This is a genomic window from Paraburkholderia sp. BR10954, assembly GCF_040965775.1.
GTDB lineage: Bacteria > Pseudomonadota > Gammaproteobacteria > Burkholderiales > Burkholderiaceae > Paraburkholderia > Paraburkholderia youngii.
Window position 1 is genome coordinate 24,562 of the sequence record NZ_JBFRCK010000015.1, and the last position, 11,944, is coordinate 36,505.

General features: G+C 61.7%; 13 protein-coding genes. 6 read left to right on the forward strand and 7 right to left on the reverse strand.

Annotated elements, in window-relative coordinates; genetic code table 11:
• Window positions 1-19: 19 nt before the first annotated feature.
• The 5 genes from AB4Y34_RS20970 (at window position 20) to AB4Y34_RS20990 (ending at window position 5,513) form a co-directional block, all read left to right on the forward strand.
• Window positions 20-562, forward strand: coding sequence for a hypothetical protein (locus AB4Y34_RS20970; RefSeq protein ID WP_368717095.1), 543 nt, complete (start codon window positions 20-22; stop codon window positions 560-562).
• 143 nt (window positions 563-705) lie between these two features.
• On the forward strand, window positions 706-2,676 hold the full coding sequence (locus AB4Y34_RS20975; protein WP_368717096.1) for an arylsulfatase: 1,971 nt from the start codon (window positions 706-708) through the stop codon (window positions 2,674-2,676).
• Between the two features lie 7 nt (window positions 2,677-2,683).
• The gene (locus AB4Y34_RS20980) at window positions 2,684-3,775 is read left to right on the forward strand and encodes a formylglycine-generating enzyme family protein (RefSeq protein ID WP_368717097.1); all 1,092 of its coding nucleotides are present in this window, start codon (window positions 2,684-2,686) and stop codon (window positions 3,773-3,775) included.
• Window positions 3,772-4,566, forward strand: a complete 795-nt coding sequence (locus AB4Y34_RS20985) for a MetQ/NlpA family lipoprotein (protein WP_368717098.1) — start codon at window positions 3,772-3,774, stop codon at window positions 4,564-4,566. Before AB4Y34_RS20980 ends, AB4Y34_RS20985 begins: the two co-directional genes overlap by 4 nt.
• A gap of 56 nt (window positions 4,567-4,622) precedes the next feature.
• A complete protein-coding gene (locus AB4Y34_RS20990) occupies window positions 4,623-5,513 on the forward strand; it encodes a hypothetical protein (protein WP_368717099.1) in 891 nt (296 codons plus the stop codon).
• Window positions 5,514-5,547: 34 nt separating this feature from the next.
• On the opposite strand, the gene cls is transcribed toward AB4Y34_RS20990, so the two are convergent.
• The 4 genes from cls to AB4Y34_RS21010 all read right to left on the reverse strand — a co-directional run bounded on the left by cls (window position 5,548) and on the right by AB4Y34_RS21010 (window position 8,901).
• Window positions 5,548-6,822 (reverse strand): cardiolipin synthase, encoded by a 1,275-nt coding sequence (gene cls, locus AB4Y34_RS20995; protein ID WP_368717100.1) that lies wholly within the window; start codon window positions 6,820-6,822, stop codon window positions 5,548-5,550.
• A 151-nt stretch (window positions 6,823-6,973) separates the two neighbouring features.
• Window positions 6,974-7,480 (reverse strand): hypothetical protein, encoded by a 507-nt coding sequence (locus tag AB4Y34_RS21000; RefSeq protein ID WP_368717101.1) that lies wholly within the window; start codon window positions 7,478-7,480, stop codon window positions 6,974-6,976.
• 22 nt (window positions 7,481-7,502) lie between these two features.
• The gene (locus AB4Y34_RS21005; RefSeq protein WP_368717102.1) at window positions 7,503-8,354 is read right to left on the reverse strand and encodes an H-NS histone family protein; all 852 of its coding nucleotides are present in this window, start codon (window positions 8,352-8,354) and stop codon (window positions 7,503-7,505) included.
• Window positions 8,355-8,562: 208 nt separating this feature from the next.
• Entirely contained in the window at window positions 8,563-8,901 is a 339-nt protein-coding gene (locus tag AB4Y34_RS21010) for a hypothetical protein (protein ID WP_368717103.1), read from the reverse strand.
• Between the two features lie 407 nt (window positions 8,902-9,308).
• On the opposite strand from AB4Y34_RS21010, the gene AB4Y34_RS21015 reads away from it, so the two are divergent.
• On the forward strand, window positions 9,309-9,560 hold the full coding sequence (locus AB4Y34_RS21015; RefSeq protein WP_368717104.1) for a hypothetical protein: 252 nt from the start codon (window positions 9,309-9,311) through the stop codon (window positions 9,558-9,560).
• Between the two features lie 21 nt (window positions 9,561-9,581).
• On the opposite strand, the gene AB4Y34_RS21020 is transcribed toward AB4Y34_RS21015, so the two are convergent.
• From AB4Y34_RS21020 to AB4Y34_RS21030, 3 genes are all read right to left on the reverse strand, one after another.
• The gene (locus tag AB4Y34_RS21020; RefSeq protein WP_368717105.1) at window positions 9,582-10,655 is read right to left on the reverse strand and encodes a DUF6765 family protein; all 1,074 of its coding nucleotides are present in this window, start codon (window positions 10,653-10,655) and stop codon (window positions 9,582-9,584) included.
• Between the two features lie 267 nt (window positions 10,656-10,922).
• Entirely contained in the window at window positions 10,923-11,384 is a 462-nt protein-coding gene (locus tag AB4Y34_RS21025) for a DUF488 family protein (protein ID WP_176379285.1), read from the reverse strand.
• Window positions 11,385-11,487: 103 nt separating this feature from the next.
• Window positions 11,488-11,889, reverse strand: coding sequence for an FKBP-type peptidyl-prolyl cis-trans isomerase (locus AB4Y34_RS21030; protein WP_013092241.1), 402 nt, complete (start codon window positions 11,887-11,889; stop codon window positions 11,488-11,490).
• Window positions 11,890-11,944: the final 55 nt, after the last annotated feature.

An 11,944-nucleotide genomic window follows, 5' to 3' on the forward strand; every position in this document is an offset into this window, starting at 1 on the left:
CATCTGGAGCAGCCACAGCATGAAACGCGCGTTCGAACTGAGTCTCGCCAGCCTGATGCTTTGCGTGGCCGCGGCTCGCGTTTATGGCGAACCGGCGCGCGTCAATCGCGGCCACGATCCATTCATACAGATCTCCAAAGCTGTCGCCGATTGCCCGACGCCGCTCGGCCCGTTCGAAACCGAAAAGGAATGGCTCGACGATAGCCATTACCGGATCGAACGCGGCAATAGCTGCTGGATCGAAGGCCGTTGCCGTTTGCCGAACGCGTATCTGTACGACGCGGAAATCGCGGACAGCGTGCAACGGCGTCTCGCGAATCTGAACGTCGCGACGCACTGGCGCGAGCAATCGACGCTATGGCTGACGCTGCAACGCCGCTTCATCTACGTCGAAGGTTGCGTCGCGCCGGGCTTCGACAAAAAGACCTTCCTGAACGAACTGGCCAAAACGGCGGACGTCGAGCGCGTAATCGACAATACGATCACCGATCCTCGCGCCACTCAGTTGCCGTACCGCACGCAGGCGGACCCGGATAAGCCCGTGCTCAATCCGGGCAATTAACTCGGCAACTGGCGATGTTTTCGCCTCTGGCATCTGTCGTCTGCTATATCGGCAAACGTCGATAGCAACGCAGAAATCGTTCGTTTGGCCTTTATAACGTCATTGCTAACATCAGCGGCCCTACCCTACGGTCCGCAATAACAATGACAACACCTCGATTTCGCCGTACCAGCTATCGCCCTTCATTGCGTCTCGGCGTGATCGGCGCCGCTGTCGCGAGCCTCGTCACGCTCGCCTCGTGCGGCGAAGACAACCTGCCGGCCGCGTCCGCCGCGTCGAATGCCACGCCGGTCGTCGCGCAGAAGCGGCCGAACATCCTGTACATCATGGCCGATGACCTCGGCTACTCCGACATCCACGCGTTCGGCGGCGAAATCAACACACCCAATCTCGATGCGCTGGTGCAAAGCGGCCGCATCCTGACGAATCACCACACGGGCACCGTCTGCGCGATCACGCGTTCGATGCTGATCTCGGGCACCGATCACCATCTGGTCGGCGAGGGCACGATGGGCGTGCCGACCGACGAGCGCAAAGGACTGCCGGGATACGAAGGCTATCTGAATGATCGCGCGCTATCGGTTGCGCAGTTGCTGAAGGACGGCGGCTATCACACGTACATGGCCGGCAAGTGGCACATCGGCTCGGGCATCGTCGGCAGCGTGACGGGCAGCGGGCAGACGCCGGACCAATGGGGCTTCGAGCACAGCTACGCGCTGCTCGGCGGCGCCGCGTCCAATCACTTCGCGCACGAACTGGCCGGCTCGCAGAACTACACCGAAGACGGCAAGTACGTGCAGCCGGGCCAGCCTGGGCAACCGGGCGGCGCGGGCGGCAGCCCAGCCGTGTTCTACTCGACCGACTTCTACACGCAGCGGCTGATCTCCTATATCGATTCGAACAAGGGCGACGGCAAGCCGTTCTTCGCGTACGCGGCCTATACGTCACCACACTGGCCGCTGCAAGTGCCCGATCCTTATCTGCACAACTACGTCGGCAAATATGATGCCGGTTATGACGCGATCCGCGATGCACGGATCGCCCGGCAGAAAGCGCTCGGCATCATTCCGCAGGACTTCGTGCCGTACGGCGGCGCATCGGAGACGCTGGCCGCGAGCCCGGCCACCGCGAACAACGGCACCACGAACGCGAAATACGTGAGCGCCGTGCACAGCGCCGTGCAGGGCTACACCGACTACGGCCCCGGCTATGTGAACAAGAAGTGGGACAGCCTGTCGCCGGCCGAGAAGAAAGCGCAGGCACGGTACATGGAAATCTACGCGGGCATGGTCGAGAACCTCGATCACAACATCGGCCTCTTGATCCAGCATCTGAAGGACATCGGCGAATACGACAACACGTTCATCGCGTTCCAGTCGGATAACGGCGCGGAGGGTTGGCCGATCGATTCCGGCGCGGACCCGACCGCCACCGACACCGCGAACGCGGCCGATCCGACCTACTCGCAACTCGGCACCGACAACGGCAAGCAGAACGCGCAACGTCTGCAATACGGCTTGCGTTGGGCCGAAGTCAGCGCGACGCCGTTCCGCCTGACCAAGGGTTATTCGGGTGAAGGCGGCGTGTCGACACCGTTGATCGTGCATCTGCCAGGCCAGACTTCGCAAAAGCCGACGCTGCGCGAATTCACGCACGTGACGGACAACACCGCGACGTTCCTCGCGGTCGCGCAGATCGCGCCGCCGACCACGCCCGCGCCCGCGCTGATCAACACGCTGACCGGCGTCGATCAGAACAAGGGCAAGGTGGTCTACAACAACCGCTATGTGTATCCGATCACCGGAAGATCTCTGCTGCCGCAGCTCGAAGATCAGAGCACGGCGCCCGTGCATAGCGCGTCGTTCGGCGACGAGGCCTACGGCCGCGGTTATCTGCGCAGCGCCGACGGCCGCTGGAAAGCTCTGTGGACCGAACCGCCGCTCGGCCCCGTCGACGGTCACTGGCAGCTGTACGACATGAGCGCCGATCGCGGCGAAACGCAGGACGTGTCCGCGCAGAACCCGTCGATCATCGATGGTCTCGTGCAGCAGTGGAACGACTATATGACTAGCGTCGGCGGCGTCGAGCCGTTGCGTCCGCGCGGCTACTACTGAGCACACGATGGCGTTTTCATTCAAGCTCAAAGGCGGCGTGGCGCTGTATGGCGCATACGCCGCGATCGCGGCGGCCGCATTCGCCGCCGCGTTTGCCGCGCCGTCCATCGGTGTGGCGAGCGCGGCGGTATTCGGCGGCGGCCCGTCCAGCGCATTCGACAGCCTCAACCGCTCGCGCCCGCTCGCCGCGCTCGGCTCCGAGCAGCAATGCGAGCGATACTCTGGCCTGCCTGCGCGCTGGCGCGACGACCCGCAAGCCGGCATGGTGCATCTGCCTGGTGGCGACTTCGTGTTCGGCAGCAAGCTCGGTTACGAAGACGAGCGCCCGGCCGGCAACGGCAAGACCCACGTTGGCGGCTTCTGGATCGACCAGACTGACGTCACGAATGCGCAGTTCGCCGCGTTCGTGCGCGCGACCGGCTACGTCAGCGATGCGGAGCGCCAGGGCGGTGCGGTCGTTTTTCACACGCCGACACGCGAGGAAATGAACGCGCGCGATCTCGCGTGGTGGAGCTGGGTCAAAGGGGCCGCGTGGAATCATCCGAGTGGCCCCGGCAGCAATCTCGACGGCCTCATGAATCAACCGGTGACGATGGTCACGCAGGCCGATGCGCTCGCCTACGCACACTGGCTCGGCCGCGATCTGCCGACCGAAGCCGAATGGGAATACGCGGGCAAAGCCGGCCATGAAGGCGCGGATCTCGACACCGCGCCGCGCGACGCGCACGGCAAGCCGAGCGCAAACTACTGGCAAGGCGTGTTTCCGGTGCTCAACACCAGTGAGGATGGTCATGCCGGCCTGTCACCGGTCGGCTGCTATGCGGCGAACGACTTCAGGCTTTACGACATGATCGGCAATGCGTGGGAGTGGACCAAGGACGTGTACAGCGGTCCGCACCAACCGCATACGAACGGCGATACCGCGGCCGTGGCGCCGCTCAGTCGCCGACACGATACGCCGATGGTCATCAAGGGCGGCTCGTTCCTGTGCTCGCGCGACTATTGCGTCAGGTATCGCGCGGCGTCGCGCGAGCAGCAGGAAGCCGATTTGCCGGCTTCGCATATCGGCTTTCGCACGGTGTCGAGGGATCGGTCATGAAGCGATATGCGATTGCCGCGCTTGCGTTCGCGGTGTTGACTGCCTGGCTGCCCGAACCCGCGCACGCCGCCGCGCAGACCATTAGGGTCGGGGTGAGTTCGGGAGCGCAAGCGGAGATCATGAACGAAGTGCGCCGCGTCGCCGCGACCGAGGGCCTGGCGCTCGACATCGTGGTGTTCGATAAGCCGTCGCGGATCGACGCGGCGCTCGTCGCGAAACAGATCGACGTCGCGAGCTTCGAAGACGAACCCGCGCTTGACGCACGGCGCAAACAGCATGGCTACGCACTGACGAGCGTGGCCACGACCGTCACGTTCCCGGTCGCGCTCTACTCGCGCAAGCTGACGAATCTCGTGCAATTGCAGCGCGGCGCGACGATTGCGATACCCGACGATCCCGCCGGCACCGCACGCGCGCTGATCCTTCTGCAAAACGAAACGCTGCTGACGTTCCGCGACAGCGCGGGCCTGCACGCGACGCTCGCCGACATCACGAGCAACCGCCTCCATCTGAAGATTCGCCAGGTGCCGCGCGCGCGTCTGTACGACTCGTTGGACAGCGTCGCGTTCGCCGTGATCGACAGCGACACAGCGGCGCGCTCGGGTCTTCGCCCCGCTCGCGACGGCCTGAGTCTCGAAGACGCGCGCTCGCCGTATGCAAACGTGCTGACCGTGCGCGACAGCGATCGCCAGCACCCATGGGTCGCGCAACTGGTCGCCGCCTATCATTCGAACGACGTCGCGCATTTCATCCTCACGCGTTATCAGGACTCGGTGCGTCGGCCGTGGTGAACACGTTTTCGTTTTCCTGCTCCGCGTGCGGTCGATGCTGCAACAGTCCACCGTCGATGACGCTGGCGGAGTTGTTTCGCCATCCCGACCGGTTTATCGGCTGCATCGCGATTGGACGCGTGGCGCGCAGGTGGCCCGGCCAACGGCTGCAGGCCGGCCGCCATGAAGCCGTGCTCGACGAAGCCGACTGCGCGGCGTTCGAAGTGCTCGCCGATACGCTGCTGTACCGCGCGGGCGATACCTTCAGCATCGTCGCGCAGGGCCTCGACTATCCGTCGCTCGCGCGCTGCCCTGCTCTCGCGGACGACGGACGCTGCGCGATTCATCTGCAAGGCAAGCCGCTGACCTGCGAAGTGGTGCCGCTCGACCCGCTCATGCCGGACAGCCTGCAACATCTGGTGCTGGCCGAACGCGGCTCCAGCGCCATCTATGTCGGCAGCGCATGCATACAGGAAGGCAAACGCGACAATGCGGCGTTGCTGGTCGACGAAGGCCGCATTGCCGATCCGCACGCTAAAGATGCGCTCGCGCGGCGGCGTCGCGCGTTAGAACAGGAGCGCGCAATCTGGACGCAAGCCGTATTCGAAGCATTGCGCGCCGACCTGTTCGATTCACCCGCCGCGCTCGCACGCATTCCCGCGGGCGGTTTTCTGACGATCTCGCTCGTGCCGGCACTGCTAAGCGTCGCGGCGGCATCGTCGCGCTGCCGCGAACTGTGCATCGACTACATCGACAGCCAGTTGGCGTTGATCGAACGCAGCATCGTGCAAGCGCTCACACGACGCCGGCTCGACGATCGTCCGGTCACGCAGCAACTGCGCGGCTTTGCCAATGCGTATCGACATGCGAAAGCGCGCCTCGTCGACGCGGCCGCCATCGAGCAACACGATGGCACGCAGGCTTTGCGCCCCGACATCGAAGCGTATCTGAGCGGCGCCGTTCACTGATCCGTCGGCGCGTCGACACTTTCTATTCAGTTATTCAAAGCTGTGTATCCAGCAGCCGTACGAACTTTTCGACGACCTTCTCGGTAAACGAACGTCGCGTCCATGCTTCGAGTGTGATGCGCTTCGACTTCGCGATGTCGTCGTTGAACGCGGCGGTCTGCTGTCTGGCGAAAGCGCGGTCGTAGATGTTCAGGTTTGCTTCGTCGTTCAGCTTGAACGAGCGGTTATCGAAGTTCGTCGAGCCGACCGACACCAGGTACTCGTCGACCACCAGCAACTTGCAATGGAACATGGTCGGCTGGTACTCGTAGATCTCGACGCCCGCTTTCAATAGATCGCCCCAGCATGCCCGCGACGCTTCGCGCACCGTGTGCGTATCGATGCGTTTGCCCGGCGTGACGATCTGGACTTTGACGCCGCGTTTCGCGGCTTCGATGATCGCGTTGATAGTGAGCTTGTCGGGCACGAAGTACGCGCTCGCAAGCTGCAAACTGCGCGTCGCGGCAGTGATGGCCATCAGATACATCAGCTGCATGTCGTCGCTGCCGCCCGACGGCGAACTGCTGAACATATGCGCAAAACCCTCGCCCTCTCCTTTCGGCTCGGCGTCGATGTGCGGGAAATACCTGGGACCGTGCAAGACGTTGCCGGTCGCCTTGATCCAGTTATCCATGAAGACGGCCTGCATATGGGCGACCGCCGGACCGGTCAAGCGGAAATGCGTATCGCGCCAATGCTTTTCGTCCTGCGCGTGGCCGGTCCACTCCGGTGCAATGCCGACCCCACCCGTAAAACCGATCCGGCCGTCGATCACCAATAGTTTCCGGTGCGTACGATCGTTCATGCGACCGAGTCCGGTCCAATGCGGTTTGTGAAACTTGACCACTTCGGCGCCGGCCTCGCGCAGCAGTTGCAGATAGCGCCGATCCATTTTCGAACAACCGACCCAGTCGAGCAGGACATGCACGGCGATGCCTTCACGCGCCTTATCGGCAAGCGCACGCGCAATCTGCTCGCCGATCTCGCCAGACCAGTAAATGAACGTTTCAAACGTGATGGTTTCGCGCGCCGACCGAATGCCTTCGAGCATCGACGGAAAGATCTGGTCGCCGTTGAGCAGCATCTCGAAGCGATTACCCGGCACCACGGGCGGACCGAGCAATAGACCCATCGAGCGGAGGAATTGCGGATCTTCGCTCTTATAGAGCCGCTCGATCTTATGTTCTATTTTCTTCTCGCCGCTCGACAGATTGGCGATCACGAGAACGATCACCAGCGTGACGAACGCGGTAATAGCAATGGTCAGCATGCATGGCCTCGATGGCAGGCGGCGGGATACGGCATGCGCATCCCTCCTCCGCCGGGAAAGAGCCGGACTCGTGCCCGGCTCTCACGATCCTCGGGTCATGCACGGCGCGTGCCCGCATCGGGACCGCGCCTTGCTTTCCGGTTCCAACGCGTTATCTGACCAAAGCAAATGCCTCGCGACTGGCTATTTCGCCCGCGCCGAATACGCCGATGACCGTATAGTCCGAAGCCACGCATTCGAACGTCGATGCCTGAAACGTAATGACGAAATGCCGCCGCGCCGGTGACTCGGCAGCAATGGCGATCGGGTCAGTCGTCACGGCGGCAATCTCCGCGCACAACGACGAATTGAAGATTTCATGCACCGCGTAGCCAGTGAGACCATGCGCCGCGAGCGGATGAATGGCGAGAGCGTCATCGCCCGGCGGCCCGAGACGATGAAACACGGCGTCGGCGAACAATACCGCGCAAAAAGGATCGTCGTCGGGATCGAATGGCCCGAACCGTTCAAAGTCCGACTCCGCGATCGGATAAGTGAGGATTACACGGCGATCGCTGGCGACGATGAATGGTTCGGCGGCATCGGCTGCCGGATGAGGAACGGAGTCCAGCAGGAAGACCTGATCTTCCTGCCCGGATGCATCGAACGTGCTAACCATCTACTTCACGACTCCGCGGCTATTACGCGCCTGCTTGCGTCTCGGGCGTTTGCGGAGCCGCCGCGACGGGCGCGGCCGTGCTCTTTGCGGCAGCCTTGCGGGCCGGTGCTTTTCTTGCCATCTTCACAGCGCTTTTGCGGCCAGCGGTTTTCTTCACCGCGGCTTTCCGGCTTGCCGGCGTTGCCTTTCTGGCTGCGGTCTTTTTCACGGCCGTCGTGCGCGTTGCTTTTTTCGCCACTGCTTTTTTCGCCGTGGTCTTCTTGCCTACCGCGCTTGCGGTCGCTTTCTCCTGGCCGCTCTTTGCCGCCGTTTTCACCGCTTTCGGAGCGGCAGCCGCGCTCGCGCCATCGATCAGGAATTTGCTGCGATCCTTAACGGAAGCAAGCCATGCCGGCGCCGGGCCGCGTCCGCTCCACGTCGCGCCGGTTTTCGGATCCAGGTACTTCGGCGGCTGGGCGCCTTTCGGCTGACCTTTGCCGCGCTTAGCGGCGGGAGTAGCCGCGGCTTTGCTTGCGCTCGCAGCGTCGATCAGGAACACCGTGCGGTCCTTCGCGCCGGCGATCCAGCCAGGCGCGCGGCCGTGCCCCGTCCAAGTCGCGCCGGTTTTAGGGTCGCGGTACTTCGCCGGCGTTGCCGACCTGGCGGCTTTGCTCACGCCAGCAGGTCTTCCCCGGCCCATACCCGTATTGCCATTCAGACCTCGCGCGGAGCGTCGTGCCTTTGCCTGTGCTTCGATATCGGCAGTCGTCAGACCGTGCTTGAGCATCAACTCGCGAATCTGATCGACCGCGGCCTGTGCTTTTCTGGCAATGAGAACGTCAGCTTGCGCCTGGAGCTTCTTAAGCTTTGCTTGGATTTGCTCTAACGAAGGCATTTGATTGCTCCTTATGTGGTAATCGTCGAACTATGCCATGAATGACGGAAGAAAGGCAGTCTATTGACCTATCCTGAGCTTCAATACATCGATACCAGCGCCGATGCAGCTTTCAAATAACAAAGCTTTCAGGTTTTCTAGCGGGTCATCGAAGCTTTCTTCCTTTTCCTTCCCTCGGGATTCTTCTTTTTCGTTTCGGTTCCACCGCTCAGGTAGGTGTAAATACGACGACCTGGCGATCGGCAATGTACCTCACACTCCGTATAAAGCGGTAGTGTTGACCGTCCGCCGTTATCCGGTTCAGGCCCACGCGGGTCAGTAGCAGCATTTCATCTGCCTGGAAAGCATCGACGACACCGGAATCCGTTAAATCCTCCAATGCACCGGATGGATTTCCGACATAAACGCTGCGCGCCTGCTTGCCGATCCGCATGACGACCACGCTTTTTCCCTCGTCGAGCGCTAATTCGAGAAAGCTCGCGAGCGTACGCAACGACTCCGGTGTGCAAGTCCTGGTCTGATAGATCGCTGCATTCGAGGGCGTCATTTGTGTTTCCCCGTCATCGGCATCGACGGCAAAAGCGCGCCGTCATGCTTTCTGGCTTTAGTCGCTTCTACTATAGCCCGGCATTTGGATATTCAAAGGAGAGTAGCCCACTTTTTATTTGAAAACGGTCTTTTTTTGGTGAACCGCTATAGCGAACCGATTCAAGCGTGTGCGAAACATCAGTGACGATGCCTGCAAAGCCCCCGGCTCCGGTAACTTGCCGTTACCGATCTTGCAGCACTTGTTGCTCCTGCTCTGCGCAGATCCATTTACACTTCGTATCGGTGCCCAGCGGCGGATGCCGAGCCAATAGAGAGTCCTTTGTCAGCCGCCATGCTCGCGGCGGCTATTGAAAAAGACGCCGGGCCACCCTAACTTCGATCCACTCAAACACGATGGTACTTACAATGAAAGCTGACTTTATTCGGACCGCCCTCGGGGCACTGACAGTCTCGTTGGTAATGGCAAGCACCGCGAACGCGGCCGGTTGCCTGAAAGGAGCGGTAGTGGGCGGCGTCGCCGGACATTATGCGGGACATCATGCGGTGGTCGGCGCGGTCGGCGGCTGTATCGTCGGACGGCATGTGGCCAAAAAGCACGCCGAAGAACAGCAGGCGGCGACTCAGGCCGCGCCACATCAGCAAGCCAAAATGCAGTAACTGGCGCCCTGCTCCATTCACTCAGGCAATGCGTAATCCGCGCGCGGGCAAGATTTCCTGGGTAGTCACGAAACGATGCTGTTTGACCGCGTCGTGAAAGAGGCGGTAGTCGCTCTTCTCGAAGGCGGTCGTCCACTCCGGTCTGTCCCCGGTGTCGTCATCGCACAACAAACCGGTGGCCTGGTACTTCCACGAACCGTGTCCTTTCGCGATATAGCCGGGCACGGGTTCTTTCAAACCCGGAATACGGCCGGCATTCACCCATTCGCAAACGGTTCTCAGACGCAGGTTGTCGTCGGGTTCGCGGTTCGTATCGAGCAGTCGGGTCAGTGCGTCTTTGACGTCGTCCGGGATGCCGGGCTGGTTTTCGAAATCTTCGCGTCCGGCCAGATAAGCTCGCACGACACGACAACTCATGTCCGCCGCCTGCACGAAATCCGGCAAATTGTGTCGTGAGATGAAGTGATTGCAGCCGTCGATGTAATGCCAGCGTGCCCACGGCTGGTCGGGATAATGCAACGCGGCGCCGTGGCCGACCGGCAACGCGATCGTCAGAACGTCCGTCTCGGCGCGCTCGATCAGATGCGCAACCGCCAGTTCCAGGCTCGCGAGCCAGCCTTTGCGCGTGCAATCCTGCGCTTCGAGAAGATGCACGCGATTCCACGGACTTTCGATGCCCGCGAATCCCTGGTGCGCCCAGGTATCGACATACGTATGGAGCGTCACGCCGAGCCGGTGCAATGCGGTCTCCGAATCGCGCTGCCGGATCGCGCGCCGCACGACTTCGCGCGCGACTTCACTGTCGGGCCGGCAAACCGCCTTTTCCTCGAGACTGTCACCCTCCCCAGCCGGCAGAAAATGGAACGGCGCCCACACGAGCCGATTCTGGTCGTTCTCGGTATTGGCGTAATCGAATAACTTGTGCGCGGTCGCGAATCGCTCGAATGTCTCGCCGCCTTTGAACCGCAGTATTCCGTTCGTCGTTGCGTCGTCGACGTATTGGCAGGCATGCGCGACGGTTTGCGCATCGCCGGCCGTCATGCCGCCGACGCGCGCGGCAATGTAGACCACGCCGTAATGGAAGTCGATGTTCATGGCAGGCGCTCCTGGCGCGCATAGTCACGGCCGGTCTGTGGCCGGCGATAGGGCGAGACGAATACAGGGAGCTGCGCGCGAGTAGATAGTAGACGAGCGAGCGGCACTCGCCTTGAAATAAGATTGGGCGTGTTCCACGTTTCGCGCCACGCTACTATTCGGGCTACTGAAGGAAAACGCCGGCGGCGCCAGCGAGATGCAACCCGCCGGCACAGCAAGCCACCGGGCAACGAGACGGAAAGCGTAACCCGGCCCGACCGGCGCCGGTCAGGTCAAATGTGTAACGGAAAGACGATTGTTCCAGTGCTGGTTCAGATACTCGAGCGCGAACATCCGGTGACAATGATGTGGTAAATGTTCACTGCAAAGCAGGCAGCCCGATTCAAATAGCGCGATATCCAGATTGCTTTCCACACGGCGGCGCGCGATGAGGTCGAGATATTGCTCGCGAAAGTTCTCCCAGCTCAGCTGCTTGCCCTGGTAGCGTTTGAGCAGTTCCGGCTCGGGAGCCAACTCTGGAATTTCCACGTACGCCGCATTGCACAACTGCTCGAGAAAGAAAGGCAGATCCTGCTTTTTCGCAAAGGCCGCCAGCTGCGACGTGTTGTTGAGGCGAATGTCGAGCACCGTGCGCACTTGGGCCTCTTTCAACAAATCGAAGAACTTCTGGGCGCTCTTGCCGGTAAAACCAATGCTCGCCACCTGTACGGTACCTTTGTCACGTTTCATCGTGAATCCCTTTGGCGGGCCATTCGGCGCCCATAAAAAAGCCTCGCTGCGATTGGCGCAGCGAGGCTCGGTGGCAGTGCATCTTTAGCGCCGCTTGCGCGCTTTACTTGACGATGTCGACCAGTTCGACTTCGAAGGTCAGATCGGTATTCGGCGGAATCGGGCCGACGCCGCGATCGCCATATGCGGTCGCCGCCGGGCAAGTGAGTCGCGCCTTGCCGCCGACTTTCATCTTCTGCACGCCTTGCGTCCAGCACGGAATCACGCGATTGAGCGGGAACGTGGCCGGGCCGCCATGCTTGGCCGAGCTATCGAATTCGGTGCCGTTGGGCAGCGTGCCGCGGTAGTTGACTTTTACCACGTCGGTCGCGGACGGCTGCGGGCCCGTGCCTTGCGTCAGATGTTCGACGATGACGCCGGACGGCAGCTTCTCCGTGGTCGGCGCGGCAGCCATCGCGGTCGAGGACAGCACGGCTGCGGCCAGCAAAGCAACGAGTGATTTCAAAGCAAATCTCCAGTGGGGTAGTCCGTTTGATTGTAACGGATCGGGTGTCGGCCGA